This window comes from candidate division KSB1 bacterium (assembly GCA_022566355.1).
GTDB lineage: Bacteria > Zhuqueibacterota > JdFR-76 > JdFR-76 > DREG01 > JADFJB01.
The window spans coordinates 25,876-45,858 of record JADFJB010000019.1 but is presented as its reverse complement, the minus strand read 5'-3'; the positions used below and the strand labels follow the sequence as shown (position 1 = coordinate 45,858).

Genomic DNA, 19,983 nt, shown 5'->3' with positions numbered 1-19,983 from the left:
TTTCTGACACCGACTTCTTTGCTACGCTTGAACGATCGAGCAATGGCCAGATTCATAAAATTTGCACATGCGGTCAATAAAATCAACAGCGCAATAGTTGAAAAAATCAGGATGTAGCGCTCATCCCCTTTGTTCGGCGCATATTCGTTACCGAAGTAAATATCATTTAATGGCTGCAGTTCATAGCGAAAATTGTAGTGTTTTATATAATCTTCTCCATGATATTGGCGGGCAAAAACCGGCAGCTTGCCCTCAAGCACATCCACAGAATGGTCTTCCCGCAACAAAACATAGGTCCAGAACTGATTGTTGTTGATAGAAGTTACCCCGTAAAGTGTTTGGAAAGGGAGCAACATTGTAAATGTGAAATGCGAATTTCCAGGAACATCCCGAGCAATCGCATTGACGACAAAAGCCTCTTCTGCCTTCCCGACTTGCACATAAAATACCTTGCCTATCGGATCATCCTCGCCAAACAATTTTCTTGCTATTGAAGCGGTTAAAACGGCTGAGTTCTGTTCGAGCAGCCGCGAGACATCCCCGCGCACAAGCGGAAACGAAAAAATGTCAAAAAGGCTTGCATCAGTGTACAGCACATTTTCAACGGAGACAAATTCACCATCGAACTTTATTAATGTAGAATTCTGAAAATTTTTAATTCTGACAGCGCGTTGCACATCCGGTAATGCCTTTTCAATTTCAAGGGCTAATTCGCCAAACGATAAAGGACCCCGTATTGGCATGTTGCCGGAAATCCTGTCCGTAATCACACGATAAATTCTATCGCCACGTTCATGATGTCTGTCATAACTGAGTTCATGTTGGACGAACAGCACAATCAATAAACAGCACGCGATGCCAACGGCCAGGCCGAAAATGTTGATGAAAGCGTATGCTTTTTGTTGCCGTAAGATTCTTAATGCAATTTTGAGATAGCTATTGAACATTAATGCCTCCAATGAGGGTTTCTGAATGCATATCGCGGAGTGAATCCACAATCGCCAAACCGCTTTCCACAATCAAGTTTACTCATACCGCAACGCTTCTACCGGATTAATCAATGCCGCCCGAATCGCTTGTGTGCTCACCGTAAGCAGGGCAATCACCAACGCCAGCCCACCGGCCAGTGCATAGACCCACCAGCTAACATTAATTCTAAAGGCGAAATCCTGCAACCAGCGATTCATTACAAAATAGACTACCGGAGAAGCGACTATAAATGCAAACAAAACGAGCCGACTGAATTGCTTTGATAGCAGCATGATAATGCTGGTAACCGTAGCCCCAAGGACTTTTCGTACGCCAATTTCTTTGGTCCGCTGTTCAGCTGTATAAGCAGCCAAACCCAATAATCCCAAGCTCGCTATAAAAATGGCAAGTGCAGAAAAAAGCCCGAATGTTTTCATCAAGTGTTGTTCGGATTCATAAAATTGAGTAAACTTTTGATCCAGGAAATAATATTCGAAAGGATATCTCGACTCAAATGCCTGCCATTTGTTTTGTAAAAACTGAATTGTAGCAGGTATATTTTCCCCTGCGATTCGTACTGAAACATTTTCCCAGCGAGGAGCAAAATAAAAGATCAAAGGTTCAATCTTATGGTGAAGCGACCTTGTATGAAAATCTTTGATGACGCCTATCACAATTCCATCCTCCAGCTCACCTTTTATATCCAATTGCTTTCCAACTGGATTTTTCCAGCCTAAGCTTTTTGCAAGGGATTCATTAATGACAACTGCGTTCGTTTCATCAGTTGCAAATTCCCTGGAAAAATACCGGCCTGCTGTCATTTCAAGTCCATACGTCCCAAGAAAATCATAATCATCCACACGAATCGAATAAGCGATCCATTCTTCATCTTCCGATTTCCCTTCCGGACGAAGTCCGAAGCTCATCATTCCCAAACCCGGAACACTATTACTCCCGGCAACGTGGGAAATGTTGGAATGTTGTATTAGTTCATTCTTAAAGCCTGGTACTGATCCGATATTTCTGTATTTCCAATAGGCAAAACAACAATCTGTTCCTTATCAAATCCTAACTTTTTTGTTTGCATAAATTGCATTTGCTGGTAAATAATGATAGTACCTGCAATCAAAATGATTGATATCCCAAACTGAAACACAACCAGTCCGCTTCGGAATGTTGTACTTTTTATACTTTTTGTCGAGCCACGTTTTAAAGAAGGTAGTTTCAAGGAATAATTGGCGTGTTTCCGCTTAAAACAGCTATTGGACGATAGGATGACAATAACAGCGCCGGATAAATTCCTGAAATTGTACCGACAAAAACCGGAATACAAACCAGACTCCAAAATAAAGTCCAATTATTCATTGCATCAAATGCTAAAGATTTGCCGGCAAACGCATTGAAATAAGGTAAAATGACCTCGACAAAGTTCATTGCAATAATTGCTGCCAAAAAACTCAAAATATCGATTCACCAAGAAACTGCTTCGCTAACTGTTTTCTCTCGGCGCCCAAGACTTTCCGAATACCAACTTCTCTTGCTCGTTTTGTGGCCCGGGCTGTTGATAGATTTGTGAAGTTAATGCATGCAATAAGTAAGGTTAACAAAGCGATGGCCGAGAAGATGTAGACAGTAGTAATATTACCCAACAACAAACTATCATTAAATCGAATTTGTGATGATTTTAGATAGATATCCGCCAATGGCTGTAGATACAGTTTGTAATATTCTGCTTGCCTTGGCATATACTTCACCATAAAATCAGCCAATTTTTTCTCAAAGGCAGGAACATCGGTCTCAGGAAATAATAGTAAATAAGTGAAGTTGACTTGTGTAATCCATCGATTCAACCAACTCCAGTTGAGCGGACCAGTACCGGGAATTGTCGAAGTCCAGGAGATCAAAGCATTATATCTCAATGAGGAATTGGCCGGAGTTTCCTCAATAATTCCCGTCACTTTGTATGATAAATCATTTAATCCTTGAATAACCTGGCCAATAGGATCGGAATTACCAAAAAACTTCCCGGCTGTTTTTTCTGATAAGATGATAGATAATGGCTCAACCAGAGCAGTTTTAGCATTCCCTTGTAACAGACGAAAATCAAAAATATCAAAGAAATTTGAATCAGCAAAAACAACATTTGACACTTTCAATGAAGTTTCACCTCGGGTCATCAATACATCATCAAACCATGGCAGCAAACGCAGGCTTTGCTCCACTTCGGGGAAATCAGACACCATCGTCGGTCCCATTAATCCAGGTGTAATTGCATGCCATTCAGTGCCACCAGTTTGGGGAGTTACTTTCTTGTTCAGTCGATAAAGTCTATCCGATTTTGTATGGAAATTGTCAAATGACATTTCATCCTGTACAAACAGAAAAATCATGATAGTGCAAGTTATTCCGATTGCCAGTCCTACTATATTTATGAGCGAGTACCCTTTGTAGCGAAGAAGATTACGAAGTGATATTTTCAAATAATTCTTAAACATGCATCCTCCAATGAGCAATGAGCAATGAACAATGATCAATGAACAATGAAGAATTGCTTTTTGTCAGTAATCAATGCAGTACTTCATTGTTATTATTATGATTTCTTAATTCTTGTCTTTTTTAGATTTGAACATAATATTTAGCAATTTGATCAGTTTATTCATAAGCACTTTCAAATGTCTTTTGATCAATTAATCCAGAATCCCTCATTAAGCTCACCCAATATTTTGATTCAAGACTTTCCTAGGATGCAACCAATATTTTGTTAGAAATATCAGGTTTTGAGATTGCACCATTTGCTTCCGCAATATTTGCTCCAATTAGAAGTACCGCTTCTGAATAACTACTTTGATAATACAAACTCCTTTTTATCCTTAGTCAAAAACTGATAAGCCTTAACAATTCTAATTGCAAACTCATAAGCCTTTTCATAAATCACAATTTTTCAGTCTTGCACTCCTTTATAAAGGTTCATTGCTTACTTGCTCATTGTTCATGGTTTATTCGTATCTCAAAGCATCTACCGGATTTGTTAGAGCAGCTTTGATAGCTTGATAAGCTATGGTACTCCAGGCTATGATTAACACTAATAATCCAGCGATTAGGAATGTTCCCAAGCCGATATCTATGCGATAAGCAAATTCCTGGAGCCATTTATTCGAAGCAAAATACGCAATCGGCACAGCGATGAATAGAGCTATAATTACGAGTTTGGTAAACTCTTTGGATAGCAACAAAATGATCTGTGTAACTGTGGCTCCTAATACTTTCCTAACCCCGATCTCGTTTGTTCTCTGCTCTGCTGTAAATGCTGCTAATCCAAAAAGCCCAAGACAGCTGATAAAAATGGCTAAGCCGGCAGCCATACCAAATAGAGCGCTTACACGTTGATCGGATTCATAAAAATTTTCTAGTTGCTGGTCCAGAAAATGATATTCGAAGGGTGTAACCTTGTCATACTTTTCATGAATATCTTCCAAGGATTTAATAGTGGCCGGAATATCGACGTTTGCAATTTTCGAAGTAAAATAATCAATAGCATGGATTGGATTGTGACTATGTCCAAGAATGAGCGGGCCAACCTTCTCATGTAAGGAACGGAAGTTAAAATCCCTGACAATTCCGATTATATGCGCCTCGAAGTTTTGACTTGGGATTGTGAAAGTTTTATTAATCGGATCATCCCAACCAAACGCTTTTGCGGCAGCTTCATTGATTAGTACAGCAGTTGTATCGGTAGTCATAGTCTCAATAAAATTACGGCCGGCTGCAAGTTCAACCTCGAATGTTTCCAAAAAATGACTGTCGACCCCGAAAAAATTCATGGTGCGGGCATCGGCCTCTGTTGCCCCCTGTGGAATTACTTCAAACTCCAGGATATTCTTCCATTCGCCAGGCACACGTGAAGTAACAGATACGGATTGGACAGTAGGAATTTGCAAGAACTCACTTCGCATTGCAGCAAAACTACTCCGGACAGCCCCGCTGTTAATGTCTACAACCACAAGTTGATTTTTATTAAAACCAAGCTCCATATTCTTGATGTAGTTCATTTGGTTAAATGTAACCAAAGTTGTCACAATCATGATAATGGACAAAACGAACTGGGTTACAACAAGTGATCGTCTTAAACTGTTTGCCCTGCTCCCTGATTTGAAATTACTTTTCAAAACACTGATAATTGGAATTTTTGATAAATAAAAAGCGGGATAACTTCCGGAAGCCAGACCCACTATAAATGTTAAAGAGACCAGGCCAAAGAACAATTGCCCTACATTGTTTAAATCGAAAGATAGTTCCTTACCTGTAAATGCGTTGAATTGAGGTAAAATAATTTGTGCAAGGGCATAGGCCAACAAAAAAGCAGCAAAAGACATCAACATGGACTCGCTGATAAATTGGCCGACAAGCTGTATGGGTTGAGCCCCAACAACTTTTCGTAAACCCACTTCATTGGCGCGATTTACAGTTCTTGCTGTGGCCAGGTTCATATAGTTAATACTGGCAATAATAACAATAAAGAAGGCAATTGTTGCAAAGATATAAATGTATGCAATTTTGCTTTTTCCATAGTTTCGTTCAAATTCGATGTTTTCGGAATAAAAATGAACATCTGAAAGGTTTTGCAGGGCAATTTTTTTCTCAACTGTAGACTCCGGCGGTTGGTATTTCTTTAGTAAAGCCGGAAGTTTTGCTTCTACCTGATCCGAATTATTATGCTCATCTAATAGCACATAGGTTTGAAACCCGATAACGTCCCAACGCTGTAGGAAAGGACTCCTGTTTTCATCAGCTTGTACAGTAGCTAATGAAAACAACATATCGAATTGCAAATGGGAGTTTTGCGGTAAACGACGAAGAACCCCCACTATATTAAAATCTAAATTCCGGTTAGTATGAAGGATTTTGCCAATTGGATTTTCATCACCAAAATACTTTTTGGCAGCGTCTTCAGTCAATATTACGGTAGCTGGATCGCTAAACAATTCATTTCCGCCAGCAATAAACTCAAAGTCAAAAATCTCAAAGAAATTCGGATCGGCGGCAAGGAACTCCTCATAAAACTTGTTCTGACCATATTGAACAACCATCCTGCCTAAACGGACCAAGCGGGCATAATTTATGACTTCAGGAATCTCTTCAGCCATAGTAGGACCCAAAGGCGCTACAGTAACGCCGAATTGTCGTTCGCCTTGATCCGGAGAAGCCTGGGTTTCGACTATACGGTAAATTCTTTCAGCTTTAGAATGGAAACGATCGAAGTTAAGCTCGTCTAAAACATAAAGAGAAATCAAGATACAAGACATCAGGCCGATGGTTAAACCCAATAAGTTAATGATAGAATAAGCCTTGTGTTTTATTAGATTTCGAAGAGCAATTTTCAGATAGTTCTTTAACATAAATGATTCCTCTTTCTAAATAGATCTGATCATTGTTTGTTGTTCATTGGCCATTAGCCATTAGCCTTTGGTCATTGAGTTTTTACAATAAGCATGCCACAATACATTATAAGGAATACTCTAATGTTCAGATGAATAGTAATGGGAAAGAAGTATCCGCTGACATTACATCAAGTGTACGCCAGTGAACAGGTTAAAATTGGTTTTAGAGTAGTTCTAAAAGGATTGAAGCCATGGATTAAGAGAAAATTTCAAAAAAGGAATTTCGCAGGAAATGATATTATATGCAAATGTCCTTCAGAAGACGACATCCTGAACAAAGTCGAAGGAAATATATTTAACAAACAACACCCCTTAATATTGAAATAGATTCTTCTGAATAACATCTCCTCAAACCTTAATGCTGCCGAATTCTCACACTGCCGTTGGTTGTAACCGCTCGAATTCTCGGGCCACCATCACCGATTTTAGTGCGGAGCCGCCGACTTAAATCACCCTGGACCATGATAGGAAAATCGATATGGATAGTGCCATTGACCGTTCCCGTTTCAAGATCGGCTGAATAATCTTCAGGTATGTCTAATCTTACACTACCGTTAGTAGTCTTTACATCCAGGCCTCTTCCGTTCCATTTGTTCCCGTCTAAATCTACCTCGATTCCCCCATTTGTGGTGCTGCCATGGACATCACCGCCCACCTCGGAAAGTTTTATTCCACCATTAGTAGCATCGAATTCAATTTCTCCATGTACATTTGTTATTGTGATGCCACCGTTAGTGGTTTCCAGGGAAAGGTCTGATTTTTCTGGTACCATTAAACGATAACTTACAGACCATCCCTTACGCCTTCTCCAACTTGGCCCTTCAGCACGAATGGTTTTGCCATTGGTTAACACGTCAATTCTTGAAACCAATTCTTTGGCCTCACTTCTATCTCGATCCCAGGCACAAACATTAGCCCGAATACGGATCTCATCACGCCTCCAGCCTTCTACCCGGATTCCCCCGTTTGCCAATCCATCTACTGAAATCACATCTCGATCAGCAGGTAAAGTAATTTCACGAACTTCACAATATTTTCTATCCCGACGGTGGTTATCATTCTCCCACTTTTCATCAATTTTGGACCACTGCTGTGCCGTTGCACAAGAATAGCAGGCAACACTCAATAACACTGGACACAACATTCTTAAAAATGATGATTTTGACATGATTATCTCCTTTTGAAAAATGCGCCTAAATTTAAATTGTTTTTAACCGTTACCTTTCCTGATGGTCAATTCTGCCATCGAGTAGATGAATAATTCTATTCCCATAAGTCGCATTTTTCTCCGAATGGGTTACTTGAATTATCGTTGTTCCCTCTTCATTCAGAGTTTTAAACAAAGCCATGATCTCTTCACCCTGGGCAGAGTTTAAATTTCCCGTGGGTTCATCGGCTAAAATAAGTTTTGGTTTTATAATAACAGCTCGGGCGACGCCAACAAGCTGTTGCTGGCCTCCCGATAATTGATTCGGAAAAAGTTTTTGTTTGGCAACAATATTAAAACGATCTAAGGTATCGCAAACCATGCCCTTTCGCTCCGCCCCTTTAATTTTCTTATAAAGTAATGGAGTCTCCAGGTTTTCATATACTGTCAATTCATCGATTAAATGATAGCTTTGAAAAACAAACCCGATATAATGAGAATGTAGTGAAGAACGATTCCGTTCCTTTAGTTTATGTACCGGTTCGCCAAGAAAATAATATTCACCATCGGAGGAATTATCTAACATACCCATAATATAAAGTAATGTTGATTTCCCAGCTCCCGATGGTCCCATTATTGTGACAAACTCACCTTTTTTAATCTCAAGATTAATATCCTGCAAAACATATGTTTTGCCAAACCCGCTTTTATAATATTTGAAAATATTCTTTAAGACCATCATAGCTGTCACCTAAAATTGTATAATCGAACCAAAATTGAGTTGCCGGAAATATTTAAACATGAAATCCTTCTTTAATATTTTCGGTGACGATATGTCCATCAAATAAATGAACAATGCGATGGCTGTATTCTGCATACGTGGGCGAGTGTGTAACCATCACGATTGCCGTTCCATTTTCATTTAATTCTGTTAACATATTCATTACTTCATCGCCATTTGCAGAATCCAGGTTTCCTGTTGGTTCGTCGGCAAGAATCAACTTTGGTTTTGCAACAACGGCTCTTGATACCGCAACACGCTGTTGTTGACCACCTGATAACTGTTGTGGAAAGTGATTCTTGCGGTGCATTATTTGCATGTGTTCTAATACTTCATTTACTCTTTCTTTTCGTTGAGCACCGGAATAGCCCAGGTATAAAAGAGGCAATTCAACATTTTCAAATACTGTCAATTCATCAATCAGGTTAAAGCTTTGAAAGACAAAACCGATATTGTTTTTACGTAGATTTGCTCTTTGTCGCTCCGAGAAATTCGCCACTTCTTGATCAAGAAAATAATATTCACCACCACTGGGATTGTCCAATAGGCCTAATAAATTCAACAATGTTGATTTTCCACAACCGGAAGGTCCCATTATGGCGATGAATTCACTTTCCTTTAATTCCAAATTAATATTATTTAAAGCGGTAGTTTCAACTTCCTCTGTAGTATAGACCTTTTTCAGGCCGTTGGTTCGAATCATTTCTTTCTCCTTTTTTTTAATTAGTATTCAACTATAATAATTTAATTTTAACTTTAATCCTTATTGTAGATAAGTAATTTGGCATATTTGACGTGAAACGGCAAACGTAAAACGTGAAATGAAAAACACAACAGACGAACGGACGGCTACCTCGTAGCGGATTTGAATGCTTCAATTCGACCTCTTTATCATATTAGACAACATTGCAAATAAATGATTCATTTGCTCTTCCAATGCTAACAAATCCTCTTTTTTACAATATGCAAGTCTCTTGGATAATTCTATTTGAGTATCAATCTCCACTAGTGATGATCTAGCGATTTCGTAAAAGCGATTCCTTTCTTGTAGTGAATTTCTAGATGCACCTTCTGCAATATTCGATGGAAGCGAAACAGCAGCTCTCCGTAATTGGTTAGTTATTCCATAAATCTCTACTTTTGGAAAAAGGCTTGTCGTTTGGTAAATCAAACTTACAAAATCCAAGCTTAATTGCCAAACCTTTAACTTTTTATGGTTTAATTTCAACATAGTACTCCCCCTTTCATCTAATAGGTTATTTATGTTAAAATTCATATCTTTAATATTTTATTGTTTGCCGTTTGCCGTTTGCCGTTTGCCGTTTGCCGTTTGCCGTTTGCCGTTTGCCGTTTGCCGTCATTTCAAAATCAACTTATCAATGTCGCCAAAACTGTCATATGTAGAAGTAATCACCTTTTCACCAGGCTCAAGGCCGGCAAGTACTTCATAAACCTGGGTATTTTGCCTGCCCAAACGGATCATTCTCTTGGTTGCAAATTCTCCGGATTTATCAACCAAATACACCCATTGTCCACCGGTTTTTTGCCAGAATCCCCCTCTATTAAGCAGGACCGTTGCCTCATCCAGATCGCCTAAGTCCAGGCGAATATGCACGGTTTGTCCACGACGAATCCCTTTTGGCTCAACTCCAACAAACTCCAAATCGATGTCGAAGCGCCCATCGCGGATCTCCGGAAATATCTTTTTGGTAATCAATTCATAAGTTCCGCCAGCAAAATCAAACCTGGCAGGAAGACCCAATGTTATTCGGGCAAGATAATGTTCATCCGGGCTAGCGCGCACTTTAAATCCATCCAAAACATCAACCTGACCTAATCGTTGTCCTGGTGATTTAGACTCTCCGACTTCAGCATTCAACGATGTAAGCTGTCCGGTTATGGGGGCTTTTACCACTAAATTATCTAACTTTTTCTTAACGATACCCAGGTTCGACTGCATACGATCGATGGAAGCTTCTAACTGTCCGATTTGCACCTTGCGAAAAACAGAATCTTGTTCGTAGGTCACCAAAGCTAGATCTCTTCGTTTGATATTATATTCGTATTCATCTTTTAACTGATCATATTCTTCCTGGGAAATTAAATTTCGGTTCCTTAATTCGGTTCCCCGTCCATATCTTCTTTTCAATTGTTTAATCTGATAATCAATTTCCACCATTTGCTGTTTCAGAGCAAGACGATAACGTTCCATTTCCAAACGTGTATTGCGTAAGTTATTCTGTTGTTCAAAAAACTCGGCTTCACGGAACATGATATCCAGTAGTAAGTTGGTATTCGATAATTGCAGGATAGGATCCCCTTCTTTTACAAACGTTCCCGCTTCAATAATCTTTTTTTCTACTCTTCCCCCCTCGATTGCATCTAAATAAACGGTCTTAATGGGTAGAACCGTACCAGTTACCGGAATAAACTCCACAAAAGGCCCCATGGAAACTGTGGAAATCGTTATCTTCTCAATTTCTACATTCAATTTTGAACTTCGATCTCCAAATACCAAATTGTAAATCACAACGACAAAAAAGAGGCCGCCTAAACCAAAACCAATAATTCTTTTTGGAGTAAATCTTTTCTTTTTTATCTGACGATCCATTGACATGGGCATCTCCTTATTGAAACTTTAAAATTATATTAACAAAAAAAGCCAAAGTATTCAATTTTCAATTAGACGTTAAATTCATACAAACAGTTACATGAAATATACAATTCCAAGAATCATACCAAAATTGATTGCATGCGATAGTCTTAAAGTATCAAAAATATATTTCGTGAAAAGTATACGCTGATACTACAGAATGTGTTCGTTATCGTACAGTTTAGTTGAACTATTCTTCAAGAAATAATAATATAATAAATTTTAATAGCTGATAAAATAAATATTTTATCCTGGTTCAATTATTGCCGTAATCCCTTGAAAAACTGACGAATAAGGTTAGAGAATATATGAGTAATAAATATGGCAGGTTGCTGGTTATAGATGACGACGAAGATGTCCTATTGGCAGCCAAACTTCTCCTCAAACAATACATGGAATTGGTTCATACGGAAAAAGAATCCTCAAAAGATACCCAATCTTTTGAAGAATGAAAATTACGATGTGATTTTGTTGGATATGAATTTTGCCAGGGATAGCACGAGTGGTGTTGAGGGGTTTCAATGGTTGAATAAAATCATGGAAATCGATCCCGATGCAGTTGTGGTCTTGATTACTGCATACGGTGATGTTGAGATGGCTGTACGGTCCATCAAAGAAGGAGCGACGGATTTCGTTTTAAAACCCTGGCAAAACGAAAAACTGCTGGCCACATTGTCAGCTGCTATGAATCTACGCCAATCCCGTAAAGATGTGGATTCTCTCAAACATCGCCAGATTCAACTTAGCGCCGATCTCGACAGGCAATTCCAGGGTTTTGTTGGAGATTGCCCTGCCATACAAATCGTATTTGATACCATTAAAAAGGTCGCAAAAACCGAGGCTAATATCTTAATCATGGGCGATAACGGCACCGGCAAAGAGCTTGTTGCGCGGGAACTCCATCGCCAATCACTCAGGGCTAATGAAGTGTTTATTAGCGTCGATATGGGCGCCATCACCGAAACGCTTTTCGAAAGTGAATTATACGGCCATGTAAAGGGAGCCTTTACCGATGCAAAGGAAGATCGCGCCGGTAGATTTGAAATTGCATCCGGCGGTACACTTTTTCTCGATGAAATTGGTAATCTGTCACTGCCACTACAAGCCAAGTTGTTAAATGTTTTACAGAACCGACATGTGATCCGGGTAGGCTCCAATCAACCTCGTCCAATCGATATCCGGTTATTATGCGCTTCCAACCTGCCAATCCATGACATGGTGGCGGAAAATAATTTCCGGCAAGATTTATTATACCGGATTAACACCGTAGAAATTCACTTACCTCTGCTTCGAGAACGAGGAAGCGATATCCCGTTATTGGTTGATCATTTTTTAGGGTTTTACTGTAAGAAATATCAAAAACCGATGAAAAGAATTAATCCATCCACTTTAAAAAAACTGGAAAAATATAGCTGGCCAGGAAATATCAGGGAATTGCAGCATGCAATCGAACGGGCAATAATAATGAGTGAAAACCAGGTCCTACAGCCTTCAGATTTTTTCTTTACGATCCCGGGAACCAAAGAAGAAGGACTGGTATTTGACAACTTTCAACTGGATGAAGTCGAAAAGATAGTTATCCGCAAAGCGCTCACCAAACATGGAGGGAACATTAGCCAGGCTGCCAAAGAATTAGGGCTTACACGAACATCACTCTATCGCAGGCTTGAAAAATATGGTATATAAACATTTCCGCGTTAACTGTATATTCCGTGTACTTCTTATCGCCCTATTCATCTATCTGTTTTTCTATCTACTATTTGAGACAGAACTTTATGCCACAATGATCATCGTTGTAAGTTTCACAATCTACCAAATCTATGGCTTGATTTATTATGTTGAAAAAACCAACCGGGATTTAACCCGCTTCTTGGATGCGATTAAACATTCCGATTTTTCCCAGTCATTTTCCGTAACCGGACTCGGCTCTGCATTTAACGATTTAAAGGAAGCGTTTAATGAAGTATCTGATAAATTTCGCAAAACCAGGAGTGAGAAGGAAGAACATTTCCGTTATTTACAAATTATTGTACAGCATGTTGGAATTGGACTGATCGCCTTCGAAGATGATGGCAATGTTGAGCTCATCAATACCGCAGCCAAACGATTACTAAGAATACCGCACTTGAAGAATATCAACAAATTAGAATCCTTTAGCAAACCCCTTGTGGATATTTTGTTCAAGCTTAAATCCGGTGAAAAGACATTGGCTAAAATCTACGATAACAATGAGTTGCTGCAAATTGCCATTTATGCAACCGAATTCAAAAGACAACAGCAAAAGCTAAAGCTTGTTTCTTTGCAAAATATTCAAAGCGAATTGGAAGAAAAAGAGATGGAAGCCTGGCAAAAGCTGATCCGTGTTTTAACTCATGAAATCATGAATTCCGTGACGCCAATTTCATCCCTTGCCTCTACTGTGAACAACATGCTGACCTCTAATGGCGCTGATGAAAATCTAATTTTTGGAAATGAAACAAGTGAAGAAACCATAGCAGATATCCGAGGCGCTATACAGACCATTCAAAAACGCAGCGAGGGGTTACTTCATTTTGTCGATGCTTACCGGAGTCTCACTCGTATTCCCAAGCCCAATTTTCAGATCTTTGCGGTTTCGGAATTGTTCGATCGCATTATTCGATTGATGCAAACTCAAATAGATGACAATAAAATTCATTTCGAATCGAGTATTAATCCGGAAAGCCTGGAATTAACGGCCGACCCGGAATTGATCGAGCAAGTATTGATCAACCTGCTTTCGAATTCCATACAATCAGTTGGTCAGCAATATGAGCCAAAATTAACATTAACCGCAGAAATGGATGACCGAGGCAGAATTTTGATTAAGGTGATTGACAATGGCCCCGGTATTTTAAAAGACGTCCTGGAAAAAGTATTCATCCCGTTTTTTACTACTAAAAAAGGCGGGACTGGTATTGGTTTAAGTTTATCCAGGCAAATTATGCGCTCCCACCGTGGAGCGATTAGTGCGGTATCTAAACCGAATGAAGAAACTATTTTTATTCTGAGGTTTTAAACGAGAGACCGCAAAAGTGAAACGGCAAAACATAATGATGTAACTCATAACTAGCCTCCACAATCAAAGGATCTACTTGATCAAAGTCAGCAACTTTGTGAATAATATGCCGATCGAAAGAATCCAATGTGTCAGGTCCGGGCTTTATCTGATAAACATTTTTTTCATTCAGGATTTTAAAATATCTTTGTAAAGAACACACGGCATCGTAGCAGTGCCAATATGTATTTTGCAGTTGAAGTGGTTTAATACTTCTACGATTTTTAGTACAATGGCTTTGGTTACATCCGTGTAGGTATGGATTTCATCTAAAATTACATCGCAGTCCATTACATCTAACAGCATTGCTTCAAAGCCTCGCGTGCCGAAAACAATAGAATCCATTTGGTGCGAGGTAAGGACTTTGACGGAAGGCACCGGTTGGAGCTGTAACGATTATATGCTTTCTGTTATCTGATATCTTATAGATTGCAGCGGAAAAGGGGGTACTGGTAATTAATTGGAACAGTTGTCCATGCCTCTAAATGGCTTAAGGCCAAGTTTCAACCGCATTACATATCTCCAAAATGATATGAGCAACGCTTTGTAAATATTGAATACTAAGACTTTAATGACACTTATAACTGTAAATATATTTTATAGAATGGGGCTTCTTGCCAAATTCTTCCCATTTAAATCGCTTGTTATGCTATTACCGACAAAAACTTTGTTTCTTTATCAAAGTTTTAATCTGTTTGCAGCCTTGAACTGTGCTATGAATAAAAGTATTTATTGAAAACGTAAACCCAAAAATGATTCGATTCAAAGAAGTTCATATAGTTTCTTCACACTAATATCAGCATCAGTCAAAATTGAATGGAGAGTACCAGTGGGAATTGATTTACCTTTGTGAATAGGGATTGTAACTCGTTTTTTATCTATTTCTCGCTTCATATGTAAATGGCTTCCTTTTTGTCTAACCTCTTCGAAACCAGCTTTTTTTAAAACACGTAGAAGCTTAGTGCCAGTAATATTCGGAAGCTTCGGGGTCATTTAATTCTTCATTACTTGTTTAAGTTCAGTTTAATTCATACTATCCTTAAAAAATGGTTTTATACAACTTAACTATGGGATAATAAATACTTATTTAATTATTTAATATTTTACCTTATCAACAAAAATTCAACTAAGGTATTTTTATAAGGGAACAGTAACAGTCATTTGTGTAATAACTAATGGCTGTTTCTCAACTCGAATGGGCTCTCCATCTTTCTTCATACATTCAACATGGAGAGCAATCGCCTCCGAAATATTCGATTGTGCCTCATCTATAGTAGCGCCAAATGAGTGACACCCAGGTAAAGCTGGTACATAAGCGTGAAAGCTATCTTCGTCTGGCTCAACGATAATTGTAAATTTATATTTTTCCATAATTTTAATCTAATTTATGATAATTTAAGAAGAAAAACAAGGTTCGCTTTATTCTAATTCAATAAAAAAATTCATTAAATTATCTTTAAAGATTCTTAAGCTCAACCCGTCACCCAAACATCCCCTCCAACAACCGCTCTCTTGTAATCGGTGCAATTCCGACTTCTCCGCAAACTACCCCGGCAGCGTAGTTAGCTAAGCTAGCAGCTTCTTCCAGGCTGGCGCCGGATAATAAAGCTAAAGTTAAAGTACTGATAACAGTATCCCCTGCTCCAGATACATCAGCAACTTTTTGAGCCCGGGTCGGGATCATCTTCAACTCATCATCGCCGTTAAACAGCGCCATGCCATTCTCGCCAAGAGTGATGAGAATACTTTTGCATTTCAATTGTTCATATAGAGATTTAACCGACTTTGTGATTTGTTCGTTATTATCCAACCGAACACCAAGAATGTTTTCGGTTTCACGGCGATTGGGTTTAAATACCGTCACTCCTTTATACTCGAAAAAATGATCAAACTTTGGATCGACTGTAATAACTTTATTATGCCGCTGCGCTTCGGTTATCACAAACCGAATCAGCTCTGCTGTGATCAATCCCTTGTTGTAATCTTCAAAAATGACAGCATCGACTTCCGAAATTAAATTCAATACAATCTGTTTAACTTTCTCGAAAGTCGGGCTATTAATGGGATCCCGATTTTCACGATCAATTCGGACCACATGCTGGGAATGGGCAATAACCCTGGTTTTAACGGTGGTTGGTCGATCGTTAGCTTTAACCAACCCGATTGTCGAAAAACGATCTTTTTCCATGAGACCTGACAATTCCTGCCCGGATGAATCATCTCCAATTACACCAACCAAGTAAGGAACGGCGCCTAATGATGCGATATTATTGCCTACATTTGCAGCTCCGCCAAGCCTGCTGTATTCATCCTCAATTTCAACGATTGGAACCGGCGCTTCAGGTGACAACCTGGATACTTGCCCCCATAAATAGCGATCCAGCATGACGTCGCCCAGAACCAATACTTTTTTATCACGGAAATTATTTAATAAGGAAATAACCTGCGGTTTTGTCAGTTTAACCATCTTGATTTATACTGCCTTTAAAAATTAAGTTTATCTATTATTGCAGTGCTTGTTCTACATATTGTGCTACCCTGAAAGTTGTTTTTTCATTAAAAGATTGGGAAAACAGTTGCACTCCAATTGGCAGGTTTTTAGAATCTTTTCCACAGGGAATAGAGATACCATTTATTCCCGCTAAATTTGCTGATATATTATAAATATCTGATAAATACATTTGTAATGGATCCTCAAGTTTTTCACCAATTTTAAAAGCGGTCGTAGGACTTGTAGGCGTTACGATACAATCAAATTTCTCAAAAGCCAAATCGAAATCCTGTTTAATTAAAGTTCTCACTTTTTGGGCTTTACGGTAATAGGCTTCATAATATCCTGCCGAAAGCACATAAGTGCCAAGCATAATTCTTCGCTTAACCTCTTCTCCAAATCCCTGGCTGCGGCTTTCTGTATACATTTCTTCCAGGTTGGAAATATTATCAGCTCTAAATCCATAACGAACACCGTCGTACCTGGCTAAATTAGCCGAGGCTTCCGCAGTGGCCAGTATGTAATATGTTGCTATGCCGTACTCCGTATGAGGTAAAGAGATTTCTTCGATATCGGCGCCACCATCAGTCAACAATTGCAACACACTCTCTACGGCGGCTCTAACTTGCGGATCTAGTCCCTGCGTATAATACTCACGAGGATATGCAATGGATAATCCGTTTACACCGAGATCAATATCTTCAAAATAATCCGGCACTGGCACTGATGCAGAAGTGGAATCTTTTCTGTCATGACCTGCTATTACCGATAAAATTGCGGCAGAATCTTTTACCGATCGAGTGATTGGTCCAATTTGATCGAGGGAAGAGGCAAAAGCGACAAGTCCATATCGGGAAACTCGTCCGTAACTGGGTTTCAATCCCACCACTCCGCACATGGATGCAGGTTGACGAATAGATCCCCCGGTGTCCGATCCCAAAGCGGCGGCAGCAAGATTCGCAGCGACTGAAGCAGCAGAACCGCCGGAAGATCCACCAGGAATTCTCTCTGGATCATGCGGATTTTTCACCGGCCCAAAATAAGAATTTTCGTTGGATGAACCCATGGCGTATTGATCCAGGTTGGTTTTTCCGATGATGATGGCATCTTCATACAACAGTTTTTGCACAACAGTGGCATTGAAGAGAGACTCGAAATTCTCCAGGATTCTGGAGCCGCAAGTCAACTTTTCCCCTACCATGGCGATATTATCTTTAACAGCTATAATTAAACCGGCAAGTTTTCCAGCGTGATTGGCTTTGATTTTTTCATCGATTTCTTTTGCATGAGCTCTCGTTTTTTCTGGAAATAAGGAGATAAAAGCGTTAAGGTGGGAATTGGCTTCTATATTTTTTAAGAATTGTTCAACTAATTCACTGCAACTCAGTTTTCTCTTATCGAGTAAATCTCGCGTGGTTAAATAATCCTCTGTGTCCAAATGCCGTATTCACTTTTCTCTTTAGGATTTCTCAGAATCACTTTCGGAGATTTCTTTTTTCTCCTTGTCCTTTTCATCTTTTCCACCCAATGCGTTTTTGAATTCTTTGATTCCTTGTCCAAGACCCTTTGCAAGACCCGGCAATTTACTACCGCCAAAGATCAATAAAAGAATCACAAGGATGATGATTAACTCAGTTGGTCCGGGTATACCCATAAAGCCTCCAAATTAGAATAATTTATTATCGTATTTTTTTTATTGATTATCAGACTCTAAATTTTTTGAAGATGGCTGATTGCCATTCGAAATTTTATTTTTTTGATTGTTTTGGCTCTTTAGAGAATTTTGCTGTGGTTGTTTTTTTTCTTCTTCGCCCATAAAATCCATGTTCAGAGTAGGATCTGTTTTAATTGAATTGCTTATTTCATCAATCTCTTTTTTAATCGGGTTTTCAATTTTTAGATTATCCGTCTCAGACAGGATTTCATTTCTTACCATATTCGCAGCTTTTTTAAATTCCCGAATTCCTTTACCCAACCCACGCGCCAATTCCGGTATTTTATCCGCACCAAACACCATAAGTACAATGATAAAAATGACCATCATTTCAACTGGTCCGATTGCGTTAAACATTGTTCACTGAACCTTTAAATCTAAAGTAATTAATAATAATACGTCAATATCTGCAATGGTTCCGACAAATTTTTAATTAATAATACCACCTCACCTTATTTATACCATCTTAGAAGGTAGGCAACCATTGCAATGCCTGTAATTCCAACCACATTTAGTTTAATAGTAAATCCAATAGTAAACGTCAGTAAAATCACATTTAAAGTTGCAGGTCCGAAACCTCCTTCAATTGATTTTAAAAAAAAATCTCTTACAACGCCCTCGGGAATAATTAACCCGAGAATTTCTCCTAATCCGGAACCGACCAGGGCGCCTGCCAATAAAACAAAAATAATAAATCCAAGCGATTTATTTTTTGATTTAAACACAATCCACATCTCCATTCATGTTAAGATAAACTTTCAATAATTGATTGAAATATTAACTTACCATCATCGGATCCAAGTAACTTTTCGGATGCCCTCTCCGGGTGTGGCATTAATCCAAAAACATTACCTTGTTTATTCATCACGCCTGCAATATTATCCCTTGAACCGTTAGGATTATGATCTTCTGCAATAGTCCCTTCCGGAGAACAATAACGCATTAAGATTTGTTGATTATCCTCTAACTCATTTAACAAAGGATCATCTACATAATAATTACCTTCAATATGAGCAATTGGGATGTTCAGTATTTGTTGCTTTTCACAACAATTTGTAAACATTGAATTTGAGTTGCAGACTTTTAAACTTACAAATTTACAGGCAAACCGAAGATGTTTATTCCTTAACATTGCACCCGGTAATAGTCTACTTTCCAGCAAGATTTGAAAACCATTACAAATTCCGATTACCGGTTTGCCTATTTTTGCAAATTGAATAACCTGGTTCATGATGGGTGAGAATCTGGCAATCGCCCCGGTTCTTAAATAGTCGCCATAAGCAAAACCCCCGGGGAGGATTACAACATCAGAATCTTCTAAAGAATTGTTATTATGCCACAGGTATACTACTTTTTGATTAAAATGCCTTTTTAAGACATCATAAACGTCATGGTCGCAATTGGAACCGGGAAAAACAACTACACCAAATTTCATTAGAATGAACCGCTTCAGTCAAGAAAAACTTCAATTTTAAAATCTTCGATTATAGGATTGGCCAGGATCTTCTTACAAATTTCTTCACTCTGCTGGGTAACCTGTTTCTCAGACAATTGTGAGGAAAAATCCAAGGTAATTATTTTGCCAACACGAACTCTCTCAACCTGTTTCATATCCATTGTTTTTAAAATATTATGAATAGCTTGACCCTGGGGATCCAGAATGCCATTTTTTAGGTAGACATTTATTTTTGCTTTCGCCATTAATTGCTCATCA

Annotated in this window: 22 protein-coding genes and 1 pseudogene; 2 read left to right on the top strand and 21 right to left on the bottom strand. The window is 38.8% G+C overall.

Going from position 1 to position 19,983, the window contains the following annotated elements:
• The 11 genes from IIC38_05590 to IIC38_05540 all read right to left on the bottom strand — a co-directional run.
• On the bottom strand, nt 1-947 hold a 947-nt coding region (locus tag IIC38_05590; protein MCH8125417.1), incomplete at its 3' end, for an ABC transporter permease.
• 78 nt (nt 948-1,025) lie between these two features.
• Nucleotides 1,026-1,898 carry an ABC transporter permease gene (locus IIC38_05585; GenBank protein MCH8125416.1) on the bottom strand — a complete coding sequence of 291 codons (873 nt, stop codon included), beginning with the start codon at nt 1,896-1,898 and terminating at the stop codon, nt 1,026-1,028.
• 56 nt (nt 1,899-1,954) lie between these two features.
• The gene (locus IIC38_05580) at nt 1,955-2,197 is read right to left on the bottom strand and encodes a hypothetical protein (GenBank protein ID MCH8125415.1); all 243 of its coding nucleotides are present in this window, start codon (nt 2,195-2,197) and stop codon (nt 1,955-1,957) included.
• The gene (locus tag IIC38_05575) at nt 2,194-2,403 is read right to left on the bottom strand and encodes a hypothetical protein (protein MCH8125414.1); all 210 of its coding nucleotides are present in this window, start codon (nt 2,401-2,403) and stop codon (nt 2,194-2,196) included. The genes IIC38_05580 and IIC38_05575 overlap by 4 nt, the downstream gene beginning before the upstream one ends.
• Nucleotides 2,404-2,426: 23 nt before the next feature.
• Entirely contained in the window at nt 2,427-3,464 is a 1,038-nt protein-coding gene (locus tag IIC38_05570; protein ID MCH8125413.1) for an ABC transporter permease, read from the bottom strand.
• Nucleotides 3,465-3,965: 501 nt separating this feature from the next.
• Nucleotides 3,966-6,365 (bottom strand): ABC transporter permease, encoded by a 2,400-nt coding sequence (locus IIC38_05565; protein MCH8125412.1) that lies wholly within the window; start codon nt 6,363-6,365, stop codon nt 3,966-3,968.
• Between the two features lie 397 nt (nt 6,366-6,762).
• Nucleotides 6,763-7,575 carry a DUF4097 family beta strand repeat protein gene (locus IIC38_05560; GenBank protein MCH8125411.1) on the bottom strand — a complete coding sequence of 271 codons (813 nt, stop codon included), beginning with the start codon at nt 7,573-7,575 and terminating at the stop codon, nt 6,763-6,765.
• A gap of 49 nt (nt 7,576-7,624) precedes the next feature.
• Nucleotides 7,625-8,296, bottom strand: coding sequence for an ABC transporter ATP-binding protein (locus tag IIC38_05555; GenBank protein ID MCH8125410.1), 672 nt, complete (start codon nt 8,294-8,296; stop codon nt 7,625-7,627).
• 52 nt (nt 8,297-8,348) lie between these two features.
• Nucleotides 8,349-9,038: an ABC transporter ATP-binding protein gene (locus IIC38_05550; GenBank protein MCH8125409.1), complete on the bottom strand. Its 690-nt coding sequence runs from the start codon at nt 9,036-9,038 to the stop codon at nt 8,349-8,351.
• A gap of 171 nt (nt 9,039-9,209) precedes the next feature.
• On the bottom strand, nt 9,210-9,563 hold the full coding sequence (locus IIC38_05545) for a four helix bundle protein (protein MCH8125408.1): 354 nt from the start codon (nt 9,561-9,563) through the stop codon (nt 9,210-9,212).
• Nucleotides 9,564-9,692: 129 nt separating this feature from the next.
• Nucleotides 9,693-10,946: an efflux transporter periplasmic adaptor subunit gene (locus tag IIC38_05540; protein ID MCH8125407.1), complete on the bottom strand. Its 1,254-nt coding sequence runs from the start codon at nt 10,944-10,946 to the stop codon at nt 9,693-9,695.
• Nucleotides 10,947-11,296: 350 nt separating this feature from the next.
• Here IIC38_05540 and IIC38_05535 point away from each other — a divergent pair.
• Nucleotides 11,297-12,674 (top strand): annotated as a pseudogene (locus IIC38_05535) (sigma-54-dependent Fis family transcriptional regulator).
• A complete protein-coding gene (locus IIC38_05530) occupies nt 12,664-14,025 on the top strand; it encodes an ATP-binding protein (GenBank protein ID MCH8125406.1) in 1,362 nt (453 codons plus the stop codon). Before IIC38_05535 ends, IIC38_05530 begins: the two are co-directional and overlap by 11 nt.
• A 168-nt stretch (nt 14,026-14,193) precedes the next feature.
• On the opposite strand, the gene IIC38_05525 is transcribed toward IIC38_05530, so the two are convergent.
• The 10 genes from IIC38_05525 to purS form a co-directional block, all read right to left on the bottom strand.
• Nucleotides 14,194-14,409, bottom strand: coding sequence for a hypothetical protein (locus IIC38_05525; GenBank protein MCH8125405.1), 216 nt, complete (start codon nt 14,407-14,409; stop codon nt 14,194-14,196).
• Nucleotides 14,410-14,826: 417 nt separating this feature from the next.
• Nucleotides 14,827-15,057, bottom strand: coding sequence for a type II toxin-antitoxin system HicA family toxin (locus tag IIC38_05520; GenBank protein ID MCH8125404.1), 231 nt, complete (start codon nt 15,055-15,057; stop codon nt 14,827-14,829).
• A gap of 144 nt (nt 15,058-15,201) precedes the next feature.
• Nucleotides 15,202-15,438 (bottom strand): type II toxin-antitoxin system HicB family antitoxin, encoded by a 237-nt coding sequence (locus IIC38_05515; protein MCH8125403.1) that lies wholly within the window; start codon nt 15,436-15,438, stop codon nt 15,202-15,204.
• A 106-nt stretch (nt 15,439-15,544) separates the two neighbouring features.
• The gene (rfaE1, locus tag IIC38_05510; GenBank protein ID MCH8125402.1) at nt 15,545-16,531 is read right to left on the bottom strand and encodes a D-glycero-beta-D-manno-heptose-7-phosphate kinase; all 987 of its coding nucleotides are present in this window, start codon (nt 16,529-16,531) and stop codon (nt 15,545-15,547) included.
• Between the two features lie 37 nt (nt 16,532-16,568).
• Nucleotides 16,569-17,993: an Asp-tRNA(Asn)/Glu-tRNA(Gln) amidotransferase subunit GatA gene (gatA, locus tag IIC38_05505; GenBank protein MCH8125401.1), complete on the bottom strand. Its 1,425-nt coding sequence runs from the start codon at nt 17,991-17,993 to the stop codon at nt 16,569-16,571.
• A 21-nt stretch (nt 17,994-18,014) separates the two neighbouring features.
• A complete protein-coding gene (locus IIC38_05500; protein ID MCH8125400.1) occupies nt 18,015-18,209 on the bottom strand; it encodes a twin-arginine translocase TatA/TatE family subunit in 195 nt (64 codons plus the stop codon).
• 39 nt (nt 18,210-18,248) lie between these two features.
• A complete protein-coding gene (locus IIC38_05495; protein MCH8125399.1) occupies nt 18,249-18,626 on the bottom strand; it encodes a twin-arginine translocase TatA/TatE family subunit in 378 nt (125 codons plus the stop codon).
• A gap of 95 nt (nt 18,627-18,721) precedes the next feature.
• Entirely contained in the window at nt 18,722-18,994 is a 273-nt protein-coding gene (locus IIC38_05490; protein ID MCH8125398.1) for a hypothetical protein, read from the bottom strand.
• 20 nt (nt 18,995-19,014) lie between these two features.
• Nucleotides 19,015-19,704, bottom strand: coding sequence for a phosphoribosylformylglycinamidine synthase subunit PurQ (gene purQ / locus IIC38_05485; GenBank protein ID MCH8125397.1), 690 nt, complete (start codon nt 19,702-19,704; stop codon nt 19,015-19,017).
• Nucleotides 19,705-19,718: 14 nt separating this feature from the next.
• Nucleotides 19,719-19,970: a phosphoribosylformylglycinamidine synthase subunit PurS gene (gene purS / locus IIC38_05480; GenBank protein MCH8125396.1), complete on the bottom strand. Its 252-nt coding sequence runs from the start codon at nt 19,968-19,970 to the stop codon at nt 19,719-19,721.
• Nucleotides 19,971-19,983 lie beyond the last annotated feature (13 nt).